Genomic DNA, 18,927 nt, shown 5'->3' on the forward strand with positions numbered 1-18,927 from the left:
GCGATAGACTTGAGCCACTGTTCAACTACTCCACCCTACTTCTTTTTTAAGACTCTAGGTCGAGCAATTTAATAATAGCGATCGCAATGAGGTTAATTATTGATGACTAATCTTCCATTGAGATAAGAGGCGAAATGCCCAAATGCTCAATGTAGCTGCAATTAAAAGTCCTAACCATGAACCCCAAAGTGGAACTGCAACTGCACCAATTTGAAATGACCAGTGATTAAACAGTCTAACGAAATGTAAGAGTGCAACTATAGCAAAAACAGTTGCCGAAATTAAAATGTAATTTTTTTCACTCATTTTTAAATCCTCCTTGTTGTATCGATTGAGGATATTTTTTTTTGATTCCTATACTTCAATTTTGCACCAAACACAAAAAAGTTGTTGGTAAATTATCATAATCTGTAATAAATAGTTTTATATTTAAATTGAAGATTTTGCTCAATTCAGGCTTTTTATAATAACATTAAGCCATTAATAACAATTTGCTAATTAAAAGATTGGGTCACTAGCTCAATGGTAGAGCAGTGGACTCTTAATCCATTGGTTCAGGGTTCGAGTCCCTGGTGACCCACTGAATAAAAAAGTGTCTCTGGAAGTAGTCGCTGTTAACTCTAGATTTGACACTACCGTCGCCAGAGACGAGGGATTCTTGCTTCAGTAACTCTTAACTAGACTAACTAGGTTAGCCCCCGCTACTAACGTCCTTAATTATAGAAACTTTCTGAATTAGTTTTGAATTTAGGTCACTATAAAAGTTACTCTGACAATATTGATGATATTTTGCTGAAAAAATAGTAATATGCCTAATTCTCTAAAATTAAAATCTCAACATCTTTGTTTTGGGGGGACAGTTGCCTATTATTCCCATCAATCCTCAACTTGTCATAGCGAAATGAATTTTGCTGTTTATCTACCTCCACAAGCACAAACTCAAGCTGTTCCTATTCTCTATTATCTTTCTGGCTTAACCTGTAGTGAGGAAAACTTTACTGTTAAAGCAGGAGCGCAGCGTTATGCAGCAGAATATGGCATCATGTTGGTTATTCCTGATACCTCTCCTCGTCAAACAGGAATTCCAGAGGAAGAAGCTAGTTGGGATTTGGGTAGTGGTGCTGGTTTTTATGTAGATGCCACAATTGCTCCCTGGCAACAGTATTATCAAATGTATAGTTACGTAACCAAGGAACTACCAGCTTTAATCGCTGCTAATTTTACTGTCAATATTCATAAACAAGGAATTTTTGGTCATTCTATGGGAGGACATGGCGCATTAATTTGTGCTTTAAAAAATCCCACTCAATATCTTTCTGTTTCAGCTTTTGCTCCCATTTGCGCGCCTCGGAGTTGTCCTTGGGGAGAAAAAGCATTTACCGCTTATTTGGGTACAGATAGAGAACAATGGCGGGCTTATGATGCTAGTGAATTAATTAAAACACAACAACTTAATTATCCGATCTTAATCGACCAAGGTACAGCCGATCCTTTTCTTAAACAACAACAACTACTACCAGAAGTTTTTGAATCAGCTTGTCAACAAGTAGGTCAACCTTTACAACTTAGATATCAAGAAGGATACGACCATAGCTATTTTACGATCGCTACATTTATGGCGGATCATTTTCGTTATCATTCTACTTATCTATGTCAGTAATAATCTTGATTAAGAATTTTAAAATTCTCTATTTGCCAAGCAATGAAAGACTATTACAAGGAAGATCTTGCTTATATTCATGATATTGGTTACAGCGATTATGCTCTTAAGTCCGCTCCTGAAATACTGAATCTATTGTCTCAAAACAACATAAAAGAAGGTTTAATCGTGGATTTGGACTGTGGCAGTGGATTATCAGCTTTAGAATTCACCAAAGCTCATTATCGTGTTCTCGGAGTTGATATTTCTGAGTCACTGATTGCAATTACTCGAATTAGAGTTCCAGATGCTGAATTTCGAGTCGAGTCAATCTTTAAAGTAGACATTCCCTCTTGTAATGCTGTTATCTCAATCGGCGAATGTTTCAACTATCTGTTTGATGCCGATAACAATGTCAAGTTTTGGTTCAAACCTTTGAGCGCATCTACAATGCATTAACTCCTGGTGGTATTTTCATTTTTGATATTGCAGAGACTGGGCAAATTATACAGGGAAATACAACTAAATTAAAAAGAGTATCACGCGATCGCTATTGCTCTTGCTAAACTGAAACAAACCTTAACTTACTGATAACCCTCCAACTCAACAGCGATATTTCGATTCTTGTTGTCCTACCAAAAAAACCGAGCGGGCATTATCTTTAACTAAAACTGGGAGACAAAAGGTTGTCTAAAGCAGTCAAATATTTATTGAATATTTAAATTATTAAGCTAAAACTTTATTCAATCTTAAAGAACTCTTGCTTATAAATAGATTAAGCAGTAAATAATTTTTATCATGATTGCTTTTCTAGTTAATTAATTATGTATTACTTGGTCTTATGTCCAACACATTCGTTATTCATCCTTTAGGAACAATTTTACAAGAAGCTGATTTAATTTCTTCTCCCCAACTTCAATTAGCTTTACAAGACCAATCTTATTATCAAGAAATGCGGATTGGAGAAATTTTAGCTTTAAGAGGATGGTTAAAACAAGAAACTGCAGATTTTTTTGCCGAAGAATGGGTGAATTTAGTTACTGATAATCAAAGATATCCTCTAGGGTTTTATCTTCAAAAAGCTGCCTTATTGAATCAAGAACAAATTCAAGAAATTATTTGCGAACAAAAACAATGTTTGCTGCGTTTCGGTGCCGTAGCCGTCTTAAAAGGCTGGGTTAAACAAAATACTATTCATTTTTTCTTACAAAATTTATTTCCTCAAGAAGTCAAAGCTACACACTTTATCAAAACAACTGACCATAATCAAAATAATCAAAGCGATCGCCCTTTAATTTTGATAGATGAAATAAACACTTTAGCTAAAGAAAGTGAATTATATTTTACTAACCCTATTCCCAAAAAAACTAAAAAGTTTTTCACTTTATTTTAAAAAATAAGACCACCTAGAACATTTGATTCTATGGTGGTTTACTCTGTTGAATAAACGACTATTGTTGAGTAAATTATGACTACAAACAACAGTGTTTTTTTTTAGCTAAATAATTAGCTATTAGCAATCATAATACAAAGAAAATTCGTAAGGATGAGGACGTAAACGCATTGGGTTCACCTCATTGTCTAGCTTGTATTCAATCCAGTTTTGAATAAAATCTTCGGTAAAGACACCAGTATCAGTCAAGAAACTATGATCTTTTTCCAAAGCTTCTAATGCTTCTTCCAAAGAACCAGGAGTAGAAGGAATCTTACTCAACTCTTCAGGAGATAAATCGTAGATATCTACATCTAGTGGTTCACCTGGATCAATTTCATTCTTAATTCCATCTACCGCAGCACAAAGCATTGCAGCAAAAGAAAGGTAAGGGTTAGAAGTAGCATCAGGACAACGAAACTCAAAACGTTTTGCTTTCGGATTGCTACCAGAAAGAGGAATCCTAACCGATGCAGAACGATTACCTTGAGAATAAGCTAAGTTTACAGGTGCTTCAAATCCAGGAACAAGACGCTTGTATGAGTTGGTAGTAGGGTTAGTTATAGCTAGTAAAGCAGGTGCGTGCTTCAAAATCCCACCAATCGCATTGAGAGCCATTTTACTCAAATTAGCATAGCCATCACCCCAAAATAGAGGCTGTCCACTTTTCCAAATAGACATATGGGTATGCATTCCAGAACCATTGTCGTTAAACAAGGGTTTAGGCATAAAGGTCACACTTTTACCATATTTTTTAGCGACGTTTTTGATAACGTATTTGTAAATCATCAAATTGTCAGCAGCTTCGATAATTGGCGCAAAGCGAATACCAAGTTCGTTTTGTCCTCCTGTAGCTACTTCATGGTGGTGTTTTTCAATCGGTACATTGCAATCTGCCATAGTTAGCAGCATTTCTGTCCGCATATCCTGTAGAGTATCGGTAGGCGCTACAGGAAAGTAACCTTCTTTGTAACGAGGTTTATAACCCAAATTACCACCCGCTTCCTCACGACCGCTATTCCATCGACCTTCTACACTATCAACATAGTAATAGCTTTTGTTTTCAGCTTGATCGAAGCGAACATCATCAAAGACGAAAAATTCTGCTTCAGGCCCGAAAAATGCTACGTCGCCAATACCAGTGTTGTTAAGAAAATCAAGAGCTTTTTTGGCGATTGAACGAGGATCGCGACTATACCATTCTCCAGTACGAGGTTCTTTAATACTACAGATCATGCTGAGAGTTGGTTCTGCGTAAAAAGGATCGATCCAAGCAGTTTTAGGATCGGGAACCATTGACATATCAGATTCGTTAATTGCTTTCCAGCCTCTAATACTAGAACCATCAAAAGCAACACCATCAACAAAGGAACTTTCTTCAATTTGGTCGTAGTAGAAAGAACAATGTTGCCAGATACCTGGCATATCAATAAATTTGAGGTCGATGATTTTGATGTTATTATCCTGAATCATTTTCAAGACTTCTTGGGGAGTCTCAGCCATAGATAGCTCCTATTGATTAGTTTTTTCTCTTGCCTCGGAATCATCCTAGAGAATTGCGATGCCAAGATTTTGTTTTCATTGCTACAGAAATACCATGTCTGAATTGAATAATAATCTGTAGATTTACCAAAAATGTGTCTAATTTAACAAAATATTCAAGTATTTATAAATAGTCTTAAATTTATTTAAGATTTTGATGGTGTTTTTTGTTTTAAATCTTCAAAATACTGATGTATTCAAGATTCCTGTCGCTTCTTGTGGGATTATAAATAAATAGAAAATAAAATTAGGCTATTGTTAAGCCAAGTAAGACAATCGCAGTTGGGAGAAATTATTATAATGCGAGACGCGGTTACCAAATTAATTAAAAATTATGATGTTACTGGTCGCTATCTTGACCGTAACGCAATGGATACTCTTAAAGCTTATTTTGAATCTGGTACAGCTAGAGTAACGGTAGCTACTATGATTACTGCTAATGCAGCAGCTATTGTTAGACAAGCTGGTTCTAGCTTGTTTGAACAAGTACCAGAATTAATTCGTCCAGGCGGAAATGCTTATACTACTCGCCGTTATTCTGCTTGTTTACGAGATATGGATTATTATCTGCGCTATGCTAGTTACGCTTTAGTTGCTGGTGATATGAATGTTCTCGATGAAAGAGTGCTACAAGGTTTAAGAGAAACCTATAATTCCTTGGGAGTACCTATTGGTTCTACCGTAATAGGAATTCAAATAATGAATAATTTAGTTAAACAAATGGCTACTAATGCTGGAATCAGCGATACTAATTTTATTGATGAGCCTTTTGAACATCTAACTCGGGAATTAAGCGAAGTTTCAATTTAGTTGATACTTTGCTTTAAAGCTTTCTCAGCAAAGCTAAGGCGCTTATGTGATCAGCTTTGCGCTGCTGTGGAGCAGATTGCTATTTGCCTTGGTTTTGCTAAAACTTCATCTTGTTATTTGAATAATTAGTTTCATTATTAATCGATTAAAAAAATTACTCCTGTTCCTAAATAAAGGTCAGAAGTGATTTTTAAGCTTAATTTGGTTAATACTAAAAAACGCCCCCCATTTCTGGAGAGCGTTTTTAATTAAAGATTAACGTCGGTCTTAGCCATTGATAGCAGGAGCAGTTAACGCTACAGGAGCGATATCACCACTAGCTAAGTCTAAGGGGAAGTTGTGCGCATTACGTTCGTGCATTACTTCAAAACCGAGGTTAGCACGGTTGAGAATGTCTGCCCAAGTATTGACTACGTGTCCTTGAGAATCCATGATGGATTGGTTGAAGTTGAATCCATTGAGGTTGAATGCCATGGTGGAAATACCCATTGCAGTAAACCAGATTCCGATTACAGGCCATGCACCTAAGAAGAAGTGCAAGGAACGGCTGTTGTTGAAAGAAGCATATTGGAAAATTAATCTTCCAAAGTAACCGTGAGCAGCTACGATGTTGTATGTTTCTTCTTCTTGACCGAATTTGTAACCGTAGTTTTGAGATTCAGTTTCTGTTGTCTCACGAACCAAAGAAGAGGTTACTAAGCTTCCGTGCATGGCGGAGAATAAAGAACCACCGAATACACCTGCTACACCTAACATATGGAAGGGGTGCATTAAGATGTTGTGTTCTGCTTGGAACACGAACATGAAGTTGAATGTACCACTGATTCCTAAAGGCATTCCATCAGAGAAAGAACCTTGTCCTAATGGATAGATTAAGAATACTGCTGTGGCAGCAGATACTGGTGCGCTGTATGCTACACAAATCCAAGGACGCATTCCTAAGCGGTAGGATAGTTCCCACTGACGACCTAGGTAAGTAAATACTCCAATTAAGAAGTGGAATACTACTAACTGGTAAGGGCCACCGTTGTATAACCACTCATCTAAGGAAGCTGCTTCCCAGATGGGGTAGAAGTGAAGACCAATTGCGTTCGAGGAAGGTACTACTGCACCAGAGATGATGTTGTTTCCGTAAAGTAATGAACCTGCTACAGGTTCACGGATGCCATCGATGTCTACTGGAGGCGCAGCGATGAAGGCGATGATGAAACAAGTAGTTGCGGTTAGGAGGGTTGGGATCATCAGGACACCGAACCAACCGATGTAGATACGGTTGTTGGTGCTGGTAATCCACTGACAAAAGCGTTCCCAAGCTCCTAAGCTTTCGCGCTGTTGTAATGTGGTAGTCATGTTTGTATGATTCCTATTTATTTAGTTGTCAAGGTACAAATGATTGACACTTTTTATATTAAGCAAAATATTTTTTTTTGTAAAGCTTTTTTAATCAATATATTCTTATATAAAGTATAAATAAACATAATCATTACTCATGAACAAAACTGTAACTTATAGTCCTGCCTATACTTTGGTTCCTACTTACCAATGTTTTAACCGTTGTAGTTATTGTAATTTTAGGACTGATATAGGTCAAAGTGATTGGTTAAGTGTTAAAAAAGTAAGAGAGCAATTGCATCAGCTTAAATTAAAAAATGTATCAGAAATTTTGCTTCTTAGTGGAGAAGTTCATCCTCTAGCTCACAATCGTCAATTTTGGTTTGAAAGAATATATCGACTATGTTTATTAGCATTAGAACTAAATTTTTTGCCTCACACTAATGCAGGGATTCTTAGTTGGCAAGAAATGGAACAACTTAAACAAGTTAATGTGTCAATGGGTTTAATGCTAGAGCAGTTGACACCAAAATTATTAAGTACTGTTCATAAATATGCGCCTAGTAAAGTTCCGCAATTAAGATTACAACAGTTGGAGTGGGCAGGAAAACTCAAAATTCCTTTTACTACTGGATTATTATTGGGAATTGGTGAAACAGAATCAGATTGGTGGGATAGTTTAAAAGCGATCGCAGATATTCAACAAGAATGGGGTCATATTCAAGAAGTAATTCTTCAACCTCATAGTTTGGGAAATCAACAAGTAATAAGTACAACTTCTTTTTCTCTGGAGCGATTACCAGAAGTTATTGCTAGAAGTAGAGAAATTTTACCCGATAGCATTAGGATTCAAATCCCACCTAATTTAGTTGTAGAGCCAAATCTACTCTTAAAATGTTTGGATGCTGGTGCTAGAGACTTGGGAGGAATTAGTCCAAAAGACGAAGTTAATCCTGATTATCCTCATTTAACTGCCGAATATTTACAATCTGTTTTAGAAACTGCTGGTTGGCAATTAGTTCCTCGCTTACCTGTTTACCCACAATATTATTCTTGGTTGTCACCACCTTTACAAAAATTGGTTAAAGCTAAAGAAAAAGCTTTAAGATGCAATAAATTAATCAATCGATAGTCACAATAAAGCCATCTATTCAGGTGATTGAGGTAATAAGACTGTGTTTGAGATTACTCAGAAACAAGAACAGTATCAAACCTATGTAATGACTGATGTACAAGCTCAGTCTCAAATTGAAGTAGTTCCAGAAAGAGGCGCAATTATTACCCGTTGGCGTGTTAAGGAAGAAGAAATTCTTTATTTAGATCAAGAAAGATTTACTCATCCTGAGCTTAGTATTCGTGGTGGGATTCCCATTCTGTTTCCTATTTGTGGAAATTTACCCAATAATAGCTACACTTATCAAAATCAAACCTATCAACTCAAACAACATGGTTTTGCGAGAGATTTGCCTTGGAAGGTAATTGAGACTAACGATCATGATTGTGCCAGTATGACGTTAGCTTTACAAAGCGATGAGCAAACGTTGATGGTTTATCCATTTGAGTTTGAAATTACATTCACTTATCAACTCAAAAGAAATAGTTTAAGAATTTTACAAACCTATCATAATCAATCGGAAGCAATCATGCCTTTTGCGACTGGTTTACATCCTTATTTCCAAGTAGAAGCTAAAAATCAATTACAATTTGAAATTCCTGCTACTTTTTATCAAGACCAAGTTAGCAAAGAAACCTATCCTTTTAAAGGGAAATTTGATTTTACCCAAGCAGAAATAGATGTTGCTTTTACTCAAATCGACAAACATCATACAGCGATCGCGGATTTAAACAAAAATCATAAAATCAGTATTAATTACTCCGATTGTTATTCCACTTTGGTATTTTGGACAATCAAAGGTAAAGATTATGTTTGTTTAGAACCTTGGACTGCGCCTCGCAATGCTCTCAATACCCAAGAAAAATTAATTTGTCTCGAACCAGGAAATACTTTTGACTCTGTTGTAGAAATCAATTTAAGCTATTTTTGATTTTTTACTTGTGTTTGTCAAAAATCTCTGTTATATTGATAAACCGTGTGAACAAAAAGAAAATTTGTTCTTGGGTCGCTAGCTCAGCGGTAGAGCACTCGGCTTTTAACCGATTGGTCCTGGGTTCAAATCCCAGGCGACCCATTTTATGTATTATGTTATGCGCCTGACCTTGAACCCACAACTAACCAATTTACATCCTCATCTCCCCTAAAAATACCCTTAAAAAAATGGAACTAAAAGATGATTAAAAACTCTTTTAAATCCCATTAATCATAGTTATTAAAATTAATTAAATTTTAGTTTTGTTTAATTAAAGCCAAATCAATAAATTGCTCTTCAGATTGAGTAATTTTTGCTTTAATATTAGGACCAAAAAACTTTTCAATTTTTTCTTGTTTATTTTGCCATTGTTCTAAAGAAATAAACGGCGAAGCGAATTCTAATATTAAAGTATAAGCCCCATCAGTAGCAGTTTCTCGTAATCCAATTAATTCTGGTCTTTCTTCATCAGTTGGACTTAAACCAATTTTTTCTAAAGATTCGTCCAAATGAGCTTCTTGTCCATAACGAAAACGAGTTACATCTTGTCGCAACTGATTTTGAGTGGAAGTTGCTTGCTGTTCCCTTAGTGAAATAATTTCTGGAGAAGTAGGAACACTATAGGGTGTGGGTTTTAATTCGGCAGCTTTGAGAGCAAGACCGCCTAATAAAATAGGAACACCATAAAACAACCCAGCTAAATTTAAAGTAGCATTCCCAGTGGCATAAGCAATAAAACCAATTACAGTCAAAATACTGCCTACAGTTAAACCAAGAGAACCCAAAGATATCTTACGGAACATTAGAATTGTACTTAATTACCTATTTTAGTCAATATTGTTTATTCTAGAGCTAGAAAAAGCTTTATCAGCAAACCTATGGATCAATCTACTTTAAAAGCACGAATCATTCAAATCGAAAGCAAAAGAGAAGTATTACTCAAGCTGTTAGAACAACCTAATTTAGGAACAATTCGAGTTGACGTTAATCAAGCTTTAGAAGAGCTAGATGAGTTAATTTTTGAATTTAGAGAGATTTTTCCCGAAAATAAGCCTGAATTTAGCTAATTTTCTTCTGTAATAGTTGTTAAGGTGGGTAAAATCACCCACCAATACTTATCAAAAAATAGCTCTAAAAATCAGAATTATCAGCAAAAATTGTTTGGGTTTTCCTGTTTACTTGCCAATCTTGATTTTCGCCACCAATAATTAATTTATTGATTTTGACGTATTCTTTACTAAGTTGATAAAGAGCATTGATTAAAATATCGATCGCAATTAAATCACTAGTACCTAAATCGAACCAGCAACGTCCCCAAGTACCTAAATATTCAAATTCACTCATATTGTGCATTGGCGACATCAGCATATTTTCTGCTTCTTCATTGTTATATTCCATGTAGCTGATTTCTATGCCAGTATCTTGTACTTGAAGATTTTCCGCATTAAAACCACCTAGTTTACCTAAATAAAACCAAGAGTTAAACAATTCTTCTATATATTGTTGCTCCATCATTGAGGGAGCAGTTTCAAATTCTAACCAAATCCACAAATCGAAGGGATTAAATTCACGAAACTGTACTTCCATGTAGTTGTGTGAACAAGAGGACAATAGTTTTTTATTTTAATCTGGATTAATCGCTGAATAAATAGCTGAATAATCAGCTTCAGCTAAACCCATTTCCATCGCGTGTTGAATAATTTGTCTTATTCCTACCAAACCATCGGTATTTAGACCCAAATTGTGCGCCTGAGTTAAAAATAAATCGGTATCTTTCAATAAATGTTTAGTAGGAAAATTAGGATTATGATAATTGCGACATTAAAATAAGACAATCACAAGCTGCAATAGCTGCTTCTGGAGAGTTAACAATAGTTGCACCAGCTTGTTGGAGAGATTCTAGTTTAGAAGGATTACGATTATAAGCTATGACAGAAAGGTTAGCCTCTAACAAACGAAAAGCCATTGGCTGACCCATTAAACCTGTTCCTAATATACCTATTTTCACAACTTAATAACGCGATCGCAATATATTTTTTAGCTTAACTTTAGCTTATTTTTCTAGTAAATCGCTGAAAATCCCGAAATATTGTCAAAAAAATGATCTCAGTCAATCGAACTAATTCATTTTTTCCATAAACCAAGGATTTAAACGAATAAAAATCAAAGGAATTGTGGCTACAATCATTTTCAGCAGCCAAGGTGAACAAATCAAAGTAATCACAAAAAACAAGAGTGCAGTAGAATTCATAGCTACTTTAAATACATCATCTTGAATTTTATAACTGATATAAATTGCTCCGGTGGCAATTCCTAAACTAACTAGAGACAGCGCAAGCATATTCAATTTACCTTTTTATAAGCGATGAATTAATTTCCTTCTGTGGATTTTACTGAGTTGTATCTCGCCACGAGCTTTCTGTTGAGAGATTATGGTGAGATAAACCACTGCTGAATACTAAACCCTGTTTATAATACCCAGTTTATTTTTTTCCAAATAGATTGGTTTAGCTTATAGGTTTTATTATTTTAGATGGGTTTTAATCACAGAATTTGGCATAAGACAGTATTAACATATAATAACCAAATATATCAGTGTCAAGCCTCAATCAAAATTAAATAGCTAAAAATACCAAAAAAGAGCTAGTTTGAAACCTAGATCAAGATTAAAAAACCCATCTGTCTCAGATTTATTTATCTATCCCTATTTTTACTAAGCAACTACATAGATGAATCAGGGATATATTCGTAAGCATAAAAAGCAACTCCACCAATTCCTTCCTGACGGTATTGAGGTAAATTGTCGATCACAAAATCCTTTTCTACTGCTGAGGGTGTAAAAAAATGAACATCTAGATTGGTATTGTAAAAGCGATAAATAGGAATTGTGCCATCGGTAGGATTATTATAGGCATAATAAGCTGTATTTTCAAACCGATATATTGCACCAAGTTCGTTTTGAATAAAGTCTTTCTCTGCTTCTGATGAGGTATAAAGATGAACGCCAGTGTTGTTGTTATAAAAACGATAAACTGATTTAGCACCTGTTAAAGGATCTGCGCCTGCACTTGGTTCGGCTGCTGAAGTGTAAGAAGCTCCTTCAAATCGATACTGAGGTAGTTCATCAAGAACAAATTGTTTTTCTACTTCTGAAGTAGTGTAAAAATGAACTCCTAAATTGGTGTTATAAAAGCGATAAACTGCAGAACCTTTAGATCTGGTAATTTTGCCATCATCCAAATCGCTATCACCTAAATTTATTTCTTGGTTATTAATACCTAATTTGGCTGTTTTTAAATCAATGATGCTACTTGAGTTAGCTACAGCATTAGAACTAATTGTAAAATCAATGGTTAAGATATTACCTGAACCTTTGGTTGGCACAGCACCAGGATTAATCAAACTAATGGTAACTTCGCCTGTGCCATCATTAACATTAACAATAGGATTAGGTAATTCTGTATTAGGATTAGTTCCTTCGCCACTAATTAATTTCCAATTGGCTGCAATTCCTGTTCTTTTTACTGCCTCATTATTATCTGTGTTGGGATTAGGATCGATAAGATCTAATAGGTTAGTATCATAATTTAAAGTAAGAGTTAAAGATTGTAGTCCTGTAACATCATTAATTGAAATGGGAACAGTAACTAGCTCTCCTAAACCACCTATTAATGTATCGCTAATACTTAGTTGCAAGTTATTTGTATTGGCAGGGGTGTTCATTTCGTCTTTCCTATAAATTTAATCAATTTAAATGTTTGGCAAAATAGAATTAATTAACTAAGTTTTTGTGCCTAAAAGCAAAAGATTTTCCAAGTTAAATTTCCTTGCATACTATTTTCTTAATCGATTCTAATCTTAAATAAAAAAAATTTTATATTTAGAGGGAATGATGAATTACTGGTCTTGCTTTGTTTGTGTATTTTTGACTAAACACTAAATCTAATTTAAATGAATGTTAAGTGGCTTAGTTAAAAATTGAGTAATAAATTTCTTGATTTTTATAAAAAATTGATAAACATCAGAAAAACTTGTAGATACTTTCTCTTGAGAAAATATTTAGCACTATTGATGAATGGGTTTTATTAAACTTTGACAACTGTGTTAAGTCTTTTTACTGAGACAATCATGAATTGGCTACTAAACTTCTTTGCCTGATTGTTCGTAACAATCAGAAAATTAAAAAAAACTCTGCTAAACAAGTTAGAAAAAACTAAAAGCTAACAAAGGCTAGAGATAGCGTAAATTAAACTTACAGGAGGAAGAAACTTCAGTGTTATTAGCAAAAGCTTCTTCCAGTTTGTAAACCTCGCGCTTAAATTAATAGATTATGAATACTGCTGAACTTTGGCAACGCTATCAAGACTGGCTTTACTATGACGAAAAATTAGGATTTTACCTTGATGTCAGCCGCATGAGCTTTGATGATGCTTTTGTTGAAACCATGAAGCCAAAGTTTGACAAAGCATTTAAAGATATTACCGCAATTGAAGCAGGAGCGATCGCAAATCCTGATGAAGAAAGAATGGTTGGTCACTATTGGTTGCGTGACCCCGATTTAGCTCCTACTGATGAATTAAAACAAGATATTATTGATACCAAACAAAGCATTATTGATTTCGCTCACAAGATACACAGTGGCGAAATTGCTCCTCCTAGTGGCGGTAAATTTACTCAGATTTTGTCGATTGGAATTGGTGGTTCTGCTTTGGGGCCTCAGTTTGTTGCTCAAGCTTTAGCAACTTTGGATGCACCCCTCAAAATCTATTTTATTGATAATAGCGATCCCGAAGGAATAGATCAGATTTTAGCAACTATTAGCGATCGCTTGGATACTACCTTAGTTTCTGTGATTTCTAAATCAGGAGGAACACCAGAAACCCGTAATGGGATGTTGGAAGTCAAACAAGTTTATGAAGACCGAAATTTGAATTTTGCTGACCACGCTTTCGCGATTACAGGTAAAGGTTCTCAGCTAGAAAATCAAGCCAAGTCAGAAGGTTGGTTAGCTACTTTTCCGATGCGAGATTGGGTAGGAGGACGCACTTCAGAATTATCTGCCGTTGGTTTAGTTGCTGCTGCACTCCAAGGAATTAATATTCAGGCGATGTTGGATGGTGCTAAAGCAATGGACGCTTTAACGAGAAAACCTGACCTGAAAAATAACCCCGCAGCTTTACTTGCCTTGTCTTGGTACTTTGCTGGTAATGGCAAAGGAGAAAAAGATATGGTAATCCTTCCCTACAAAGATAGTTTGTTGCTCTTTAGTCGTTATTTGCAGCAGCTAATTATGGAATCGTTAGGAAAAGAAAAGGATTTGGATGGCAACATCGTTAATCAGGGTATTGCCGTTTATGGCAACAAAGGTTCAACGGATCAACACGCTTATGTTCAACAACTGAGAGAAGGAGTTAACAATTTTTTCTTGACTTTTATTGAAGTGTTAAAAGACAGAAATGCCCCATCAGTAGAAATAGAACCAGGTATTACTTCAGGAGACTATTTAATTGGTTTCTTACTGGGAACTCGTCAAGCATTATACGAAAAACAACGAGATTCAATTACAATCACGATTCCAGATGTCAACGAAACTACTGTTGGTGCTTTAATTGCCCTCTACGAACGAGCAGTTAGTTTGTATGCTTCTTTAATCAATATCAATGCTTATCATCAGCCTGGTGTAGAAGCTGGCAAAAAAGCAGCAGCGTCAATCTTATCATTACAAGAGCGTGTGGTCGAAGTCCTCCAAAAATCCCAGCGCGCACTTTCTTTATCAGAATTAGCAACTCAAGCTGAAGCACCAGAACAAATTGAAACCGTTTACAAAATTGTTCGTCATCTTTATGCTAATCAGCGAGGAATCATTTTGACAGGGAATCTTGGTCAACCAAGTAGTTTGAAAATTGCTTGGCAAAGCCACTAAATTCTATACCAATACTAATAAAGCATTAGTAACTGGTGTAGGGGCAAGGCAGTGCCTTGCCCAACTGATAACTGATAACTGATAACTGAAATGACCCCTCTACAAAGATGCTGAGATGGTATAGGTAACCATTTGATTAACCTTTGGTTTCCCAAAACGTTCCCAAGCGTTACCACCACGTAAAAATAACTCCATCCAGGTAACTTTTTTGCCGTCACTAGTTTGCCAACCAGAACTACCAGGTGCAAAAGCTAAAGTTCCTTCTGGGACTCTAAAACTTCCATCAGAATAAATGGCATCGCTGACTACATCACCTACTCGAACTATCACTTTAGCGGAGAGAGGTAGATTAAGACTACTTGCTGGTATGGTAGTTTTGATATTGCCATAGCCATCAATCCACACTACACGATCTAAAGGTGGATCCGAAATTTGGGTTGGTAAAATTGTTTCTCCTAGCAAACTATAATCACCAAGAGCGATCGCTGCTGCTGCTTGAGGAAAAACATCACGGGAACGAAATTGAGAACCTCCTCGCGACACTTGAATAGTATTAATTTGTAAAGCTTCTTCTTTAAGGAACGAAAGAGTATAACCCGCTAAAACCCCAACTACTTGAACTTCATTTTTGAGTTTAACGTAGGTGAGTCCTTCTCCTTCATTATCAAATCTGGCTTCGGGATTATCTTGTCGAGGAGCGCAGTTATGATAAATTAGACGTTGTGGCGCACCAGGATTAAGACCGAGTTGAGCATTCCAAAATCCTGTTGCCAAGGTACTAAAAGGAGGAACGCTTAAACATTGAATTTGTGCTGAGGGCAATTTTTGATTTAAGCGTTGGGTTACTTCAGCAAAAGCAGGATCTCCAATTCCATAATCGGCAATTAAATTAATTAACATAAATTAAGATATAGGATTTTTTCTGAGTGTATTCTTTTACTCAGACTAGCCAATTTGTTTGGTTACCCAATCATAATCTTTGTTTTTTTTAAGCATGAAATTTATCTATAGTTCTAGATGATTAGTTTTTACTAATAATTGAATTATTGCCATTCCGTATTAAGACTACGATAATCCAATTGTTTTGCACCTGGATGACAAATGAGACAACTTTTATGAGTGACTGGTTGGGGTAAATCTACTTGGGGATGAAGAGCTTTGAAATAACGAGAGTTAGTTACATACTCTGGTTGAGGTTCACCTGGTAGTAACGGACGAGAAAATGTCTTTAAATAATTCCACATTAACCGAAGGGAAATACGGTCTATTGACGGTAAAGTTTGTCCATAATGTTGTTGTGGTTGTTGAAGAATTTTTTGCCAAGTTTCTGTTGGTAAAACCTCAGCAGGAATAGGGGTATGGCAGCTAGCACAATTTTTTAAATATACTTCTTGCTCGATTTGAGAATTATTATTTTGTACTATGAGCAAATTTTGAGCTTGAGAAATTTTATTTCCTAAACAAATACTTCCTACAATTACTACTATTGAAAACAGAAAGAAAAATAAACGTTTTAATATTTTTTTGAGGGAATAGTTCTGAGTTAATTTAAATTTAAGCTGAGATATTTTCAACTTTGACATATAGAATTGCTATAGTTTTAAGTACCAAGACAAAATTAAATATAAAATAAATATCTTATTGCTTTCCTCTGCATTTTTTCGTTTTATAACTATGAATTAGCTTACCTATTTATTTTATTGACCATGTTTCTAATTGTTCAGAACTATGCCAAAACATCCATTCAAATTGAGATGCTCGATAAAAAGCTTGTTCCATTAATTTTAGTTCTTGAACAGAAGCTATTTTAGCCTGTTGATCTACTACTTGAATAATATAATTAACTGAAGCTTCAAAATCAGGATCAGCATAAGTCTCAATCCATTTTTGATAGGGATTATTGTCAATTTTAGCTGTTTGATAAATATGTTTACCCACTTCGGAATAAATCCAAAAACAAGGTAAAACAGCAGCTACTGTAACGGCAAAGCTATCCCGATAAGCAGTTGCGATTAAAAAGTTAGTATAATTCAGGCAAGTAGGAGAAGGTTCTGTCGCCAAAGCATGATCAATTGTAATACCAAATTTTGCAAAAAAGTTTTCATGTAAACTACGTTCAACAATAATAGCTTCTCTAACATTATTAGCGAATTGTAACTGTAGATCTGGTTCTGGTGCTTTGGCGGAAATAATTGCTAATACACGAGCAAATTCACCTAGATAAATAGCATCTTGAATCATGTAATGTTGAAAAATTTCTCTTTTTAATAAACCTGACTTAAGCTCTTGAACAAATGGCATGATTAAAATGGAATTATAAATATTATCAATCTTGTTCCAGACTTGAGCAGAAAAATTCATATTATATTTAGCTAAAAAATGTTAGTGAAGTTGATTAAAGATTATTAATGTTGTTTCTTGGATTGATTAGATGCAGTCAAGAGCTTGGTTTTTTGTTGATAGTTTATAGTTAATTGGGGTCTCGGAAATTTTTGTTTTTTGATGTTTGATTTTACCAATTAATAGGCAAAATAGAAGGTTTGGGTTGGGTTTCTGACATTGACTGAGTTTCTTGGTCTAAAACTTCTTCAACATGACGATAAATCATTTCTGCTTCTGCTAAAGAATTACCAATACTAGTTAAGCCTAATTTCCCAAATTCTGATAAAGCTCCCATCAAATGAAACACACTACCTGTACGATTACTACTATCAAAATGAAGTCGATGTTGGGCAATAATATCCATTAAATCGTTAGGTAATAATCCTCGATATTGAGGCTTTTGTAAATTATCAGTAGCCAAATAATATTTGGGTTGATTTTGTTGCGTTAAAAATAATCCTGTTGAATAATCATAATAACCATTAGTAAGCAATTTTAAAGTCATAAAAGGATGAGTAGTCCCACCTTTACGAAGATTAATTTCGATCGCTTGAAGCTCCCATTTTTTACTATCTTGATGATGTACAGCAATAAAATCTACGCCATATCTTTCCATCGCGCCTTTAGCAGCTAAAGCTTTGCCAATTTTTAGTCCTAACTCTTGTAATTCCATTCGATAAGCTTCGTCGGCAGGAAAATAACAACCCAAGTAAATTTGACCGTCAGGACCACCTAAAATTTGGTCATGGGTAGAAAGAATTTCTATTTCTCCTGATGGTTTAATATAGCCTTGTACGCTGGGAGAACGTTTTGTTTCTCCTTCAATAAAAGCTTCGACAATTGCACCTAATTCGGGAATGCGACGCGAAAAATTTGCCCAGGTTTCTCCTTCTGACTGAAAACTTAAATTTTCTAAATGCTTTTCTAGAACTGCCATGGTTTCAGCTTCACTGACTAGATGGGGAGCATAATTTTGAATTGGCTGTAAATTTAATAAAGCATTTCCCTCACCAGAAAAGCCTTCATTAAGTTTAATCACCATTCTTTTTAAATCGGGCTGTCTTTGCCAGAGCTTTGTTACTTCAATTAACAATTCTTTAATATTATTTACTTGTTGACTGCCATCGGGATGAGGAATCTTACACTCAGAAAAAATTTCTCTGCTACCACTTTTAGAACCCCAATAAAGTAACTCTGGAGAAGCAGCTAGTAAAGGAATTCCTAATTGAAGTGATAATTCTTGTTCCAAATAGGTAGAATTAAAACAGACCATATAAGCCTTATCTGGTCTTAAAGCGCGACGAATTCTTTCAACTAAACGAGGTCGCTCTAAAATTTTTTGAGTTAAAGGTTTCAGCGAAGCGTCATAAGTACTAGCAAGTAACAAGCGATCGCGTGCGTGAGAAAACGGAATTCCTGGTAATAACTGAAGATAATAATCAATAATTATCGGATACAAAGGCAATGCAGTAACATAGATTACCCTAGTATGAGGGTTGCGTAAACGAATTAAAGAAAATAATAATCTTTCCTCGTAATGTAGAAAACCAGGGACTTTTTGCCCAACTTGCTGATCGATGCTATAAGAAGGAACGACTAAAATATCATAATCATCCTGATCAAAAATATCAATGCTTGAATAGCGATCGCGTAATTGAGCTTGTAGTTCTCTAAATCTATGTTGGTTTTCGGAGGTAAAATAGCTTACAGTCTGCATAAATAATACCAACCCCATTAGCGATGACTTCTCAGTCATCCTATTTCTTAAGGAGTGCCTCTG

Annotated in this window: 21 protein-coding genes and 2 tRNA genes; 10 read left to right on the forward strand and 13 right to left on the reverse strand. The window is 35.3% G+C overall.

The genetic code is table 11. The annotated features are described in order from the left end of the window. Nucleotides 1-96: 96 nt before the first annotated feature. Entirely contained in the window at nt 97-306 is a 210-nt protein-coding gene (locus STA7437_RS09415; RefSeq protein WP_015193156.1) for a hypothetical protein, read from the reverse strand. Nucleotides 307-508: 202 nt separating this feature from the next. Here STA7437_RS09415 and STA7437_RS09420 point away from each other — a divergent pair. The 4 genes from STA7437_RS09420 (at nt 509) to STA7437_RS09435 (ending at nt 3,032) form a co-directional block, all read left to right on the forward strand. Next, nucleotides 509-580 (forward strand) — tRNA-Lys (locus STA7437_RS09420). 228 nt (nt 581-808) lie between these two features. After that, nucleotides 809-1,660 carry an S-formylglutathione hydrolase gene (gene fghA / locus STA7437_RS09425; RefSeq protein WP_015193157.1) on the forward strand — a complete coding sequence of 284 codons (852 nt, stop codon included), beginning with the start codon at nt 809-811 and terminating at the stop codon, nt 1,658-1,660. 42 nt (nt 1,661-1,702) lie between these two features. Then, on the forward strand, nt 1,703-2,098 hold the full coding sequence (locus STA7437_RS09430; RefSeq protein WP_071882331.1) for a class I SAM-dependent methyltransferase: 396 nt from the start codon (nt 1,703-1,705) through the stop codon (nt 2,096-2,098). Nucleotides 2,099-2,480: 382 nt separating this feature from the next. After that, nucleotides 2,481-3,032 carry a hypothetical protein gene (locus tag STA7437_RS09435; RefSeq protein ID WP_015193158.1) on the forward strand — a complete coding sequence of 184 codons (552 nt, stop codon included), beginning with the start codon at nt 2,481-2,483 and terminating at the stop codon, nt 3,030-3,032. Between the two features lie 120 nt (nt 3,033-3,152). On the opposite strand, the gene glnA is transcribed toward STA7437_RS09435, so the two are convergent. After that, the gene (gene glnA / locus STA7437_RS09440) at nt 3,153-4,574 is read right to left on the reverse strand and encodes a type I glutamate--ammonia ligase (protein ID WP_015193159.1); all 1,422 of its coding nucleotides are present in this window, start codon (nt 4,572-4,574) and stop codon (nt 3,153-3,155) included. A 339-nt stretch (nt 4,575-4,913) separates the two neighbouring features. On the opposite strand from glnA, the gene apcB reads away from it, so the two are divergent. Then, nucleotides 4,914-5,423: an allophycocyanin subunit beta gene (gene apcB / locus STA7437_RS09445; RefSeq protein ID WP_015193160.1), complete on the forward strand. Its 510-nt coding sequence runs from the start codon at nt 4,914-4,916 to the stop codon at nt 5,421-5,423. 267 nt (nt 5,424-5,690) lie between these two features. Here the strand turns inward: apcB and psbA are convergent, their stop codons facing one another. After that, complete coding sequence (gene psbA / locus STA7437_RS09450; RefSeq protein ID WP_015193161.1) at nt 5,691-6,773, reverse strand: photosystem II q(b) protein; 1,083 nt, start codon at nt 6,771-6,773, stop codon at nt 5,691-5,693. 139 nt (nt 6,774-6,912) lie between these two features. Between psbA and cofG the strand changes: the two genes are divergently transcribed. The 3 genes from cofG (at nt 6,913) to STA7437_RS09465 (ending at nt 8,944) form a co-directional block, all read left to right on the forward strand. Beyond that, nucleotides 6,913-7,887 (forward strand): 7,8-didemethyl-8-hydroxy-5-deazariboflavin synthase subunit CofG, encoded by a 975-nt coding sequence (gene cofG / locus STA7437_RS09455; RefSeq protein ID WP_015193162.1) that lies wholly within the window; start codon nt 6,913-6,915, stop codon nt 7,885-7,887. 43 nt (nt 7,888-7,930) lie between these two features. After that, complete coding sequence (locus STA7437_RS09460; RefSeq protein WP_015193163.1) at nt 7,931-8,800, forward strand: aldose epimerase family protein; 870 nt, start codon at nt 7,931-7,933, stop codon at nt 8,798-8,800. A gap of 72 nt (nt 8,801-8,872) precedes the next feature. Continuing rightward, nucleotides 8,873-8,944, forward strand: a tRNA-Lys gene (locus tag STA7437_RS09465). Between the two features lie 155 nt (nt 8,945-9,099). On the opposite strand, the gene STA7437_RS09470 is transcribed toward STA7437_RS09465, so the two are convergent. Beyond that, complete coding sequence (locus STA7437_RS09470; protein ID WP_015193164.1) at nt 9,100-9,645, reverse strand: DUF2854 domain-containing protein; 546 nt, start codon at nt 9,643-9,645, stop codon at nt 9,100-9,102. A gap of 75 nt (nt 9,646-9,720) precedes the next feature. On the opposite strand from STA7437_RS09470, the gene STA7437_RS09475 reads away from it, so the two are divergent. After that, a complete protein-coding gene (locus STA7437_RS09475; RefSeq protein ID WP_015193165.1) occupies nt 9,721-9,909 on the forward strand; it encodes a hypothetical protein in 189 nt (62 codons plus the stop codon). Between the two features lie 64 nt (nt 9,910-9,973). Here STA7437_RS09475 and STA7437_RS09480 read toward each other — a convergent pair whose 3' ends face one another. From STA7437_RS09480 to STA7437_RS09495, 5 genes are all read right to left on the reverse strand, one after another. Next, nucleotides 9,974-10,429 (reverse strand): DUF3531 family protein, encoded by a 456-nt coding sequence (locus STA7437_RS09480; protein ID WP_015193166.1) that lies wholly within the window; start codon nt 10,427-10,429, stop codon nt 9,974-9,976. Between the two features lie 36 nt (nt 10,430-10,465). Beyond that, nucleotides 10,466-10,621, reverse strand: coding sequence for a hypothetical protein (locus STA7437_RS26850; RefSeq protein WP_216087107.1), 156 nt, complete (start codon nt 10,619-10,621; stop codon nt 10,466-10,468). Between the two features lie 25 nt (nt 10,622-10,646). Continuing rightward, nucleotides 10,647-10,850 (reverse strand): NAD(P)-binding domain-containing protein, encoded by a 204-nt coding sequence (locus STA7437_RS26855; RefSeq protein ID WP_041619297.1) that lies wholly within the window; start codon nt 10,848-10,850, stop codon nt 10,647-10,649. A 111-nt stretch (nt 10,851-10,961) separates the two neighbouring features. Further along, nucleotides 10,962-11,183 carry a hypothetical protein gene (locus STA7437_RS09490; protein WP_015193167.1) on the reverse strand — a complete coding sequence of 74 codons (222 nt, stop codon included), beginning with the start codon at nt 11,181-11,183 and terminating at the stop codon, nt 10,962-10,964. Nucleotides 11,184-11,563: 380 nt separating this feature from the next. After that, on the reverse strand, nt 11,564-12,565 hold the full coding sequence (locus STA7437_RS09495; RefSeq protein ID WP_015193168.1) for a cohesin domain-containing protein: 1,002 nt from the start codon (nt 12,563-12,565) through the stop codon (nt 11,564-11,566). Between the two features lie 607 nt (nt 12,566-13,172). On the opposite strand from STA7437_RS09495, the gene STA7437_RS09500 reads away from it, so the two are divergent. Further along, nucleotides 13,173-14,765, forward strand: a complete 1,593-nt coding sequence (locus tag STA7437_RS09500; RefSeq protein WP_015193169.1) for a glucose-6-phosphate isomerase — start codon at nt 13,173-13,175, stop codon at nt 14,763-14,765. A 99-nt stretch (nt 14,766-14,864) separates the two neighbouring features. Here STA7437_RS09500 and STA7437_RS09505 read toward each other — a convergent pair whose 3' ends face one another. The 4 genes from STA7437_RS09505 to STA7437_RS09520 form a co-directional block, all read right to left on the reverse strand. Continuing rightward, a complete protein-coding gene (locus STA7437_RS09505) occupies nt 14,865-15,665 on the reverse strand; it encodes an SAM hydrolase/SAM-dependent halogenase family protein (protein ID WP_015193170.1) in 801 nt (266 codons plus the stop codon). A gap of 143 nt (nt 15,666-15,808) precedes the next feature. Beyond that, nucleotides 15,809-16,348 (reverse strand): Dihem cytochrome c, encoded by a 540-nt coding sequence (locus STA7437_RS09510; RefSeq protein ID WP_015193171.1) that lies wholly within the window; start codon nt 16,346-16,348, stop codon nt 15,809-15,811. A gap of 109 nt (nt 16,349-16,457) precedes the next feature. Next, a complete protein-coding gene (tenA, locus tag STA7437_RS09515) occupies nt 16,458-17,126 on the reverse strand; it encodes a thiaminase II (RefSeq protein WP_015193172.1) in 669 nt (222 codons plus the stop codon). A gap of 151 nt (nt 17,127-17,277) precedes the next feature. Next, nucleotides 17,278-18,864, reverse strand: a complete 1,587-nt coding sequence (locus tag STA7437_RS09520) for a peptide ligase PGM1-related protein (protein WP_041619298.1) — start codon at nt 18,862-18,864, stop codon at nt 17,278-17,280. Nucleotides 18,865-18,927: the final 63 nt, after the last annotated feature.

Source organism: Stanieria cyanosphaera PCC 7437 (assembly GCF_000317575.1).
GTDB classification, from domain to species: Bacteria; Cyanobacteriota; Cyanobacteriia; order Cyanobacteriales; family Xenococcaceae; genus Stanieria; species Stanieria cyanosphaera.

Coding starts and splice junctions, on each gene's coding strand:
- STA7437_RS09415 (WP_015193156.1), bottom strand. CDS start 306: ATGAGTGAAAAAAATTACATTTTAATTTCGGCAACTGTTTTTGCTATA.
- fghA (WP_015193157.1), top strand. CDS start 809: ATGCCTAATTCTCTAAAATTAAAATCTCAACATCTTTGTTTTGGGGGG.
- STA7437_RS09430 (WP_071882331.1), top strand. CDS start 1,703: ATGAAAGACTATTACAAGGAAGATCTTGCTTATATTCATGATATTGGT.
- STA7437_RS09435 (WP_015193158.1), top strand. CDS start 2,481: ATGTCCAACACATTCGTTATTCATCCTTTAGGAACAATTTTACAAGAA.
- glnA (WP_015193159.1), bottom strand. CDS start 4,574: ATGGCTGAGACTCCCCAAGAAGTCTTGAAAATGATTCAGGATAATAAC.
- apcB (WP_015193160.1), top strand. CDS start 4,914: ATGCGAGACGCGGTTACCAAATTAATTAAAAATTATGATGTTACTGGT.
- psbA (WP_015193161.1), bottom strand. CDS start 6,773: ATGACTACCACATTACAACAGCGCGAAAGCTTAGGAGCTTGGGAACGC.
- cofG (WP_015193162.1), top strand. CDS start 6,913: ATGAACAAAACTGTAACTTATAGTCCTGCCTATACTTTGGTTCCTACT.
- STA7437_RS09470 (WP_015193164.1), bottom strand. CDS start 9,645: ATGTTCCGTAAGATATCTTTGGGTTCTCTTGGTTTAACTGTAGGCAGT.
- STA7437_RS09475 (WP_015193165.1), top strand. CDS start 9,721: ATGGATCAATCTACTTTAAAAGCACGAATCATTCAAATCGAAAGCAAA.
- STA7437_RS09480 (WP_015193166.1), bottom strand. CDS start 10,429: ATGGAAGTACAGTTTCGTGAATTTAATCCCTTCGATTTGTGGATTTGG.
- STA7437_RS09490 (WP_015193167.1), bottom strand. CDS start 11,183: ATGCTTGCGCTGTCTCTAGTTAGTTTAGGAATTGCCACCGGAGCAATT.
- STA7437_RS09495 (WP_015193168.1), bottom strand. CDS start 12,565: ATGAACACCCCTGCCAATACAAATAACTTGCAACTAAGTATTAGCGAT.
- STA7437_RS09500 (WP_015193169.1), top strand. CDS start 13,173: ATGAATACTGCTGAACTTTGGCAACGCTATCAAGACTGGCTTTACTAT.
- STA7437_RS09505 (WP_015193170.1), bottom strand. CDS start 15,665: ATGTTAATTAATTTAATTGCCGATTATGGAATTGGAGATCCTGCTTTT.
- STA7437_RS09510 (WP_015193171.1), bottom strand. CDS start 16,348: ATGTCAAAGTTGAAAATATCTCAGCTTAAATTTAAATTAACTCAGAAC.
- tenA (WP_015193172.1), bottom strand. CDS start 17,126: ATGAATTTTTCTGCTCAAGTCTGGAACAAGATTGATAATATTTATAAT.
- STA7437_RS09520 (WP_041619298.1), bottom strand. CDS start 18,864: ATGCAGACTGTAAGCTATTTTACCTCCGAAAACCAACATAGATTTAGA.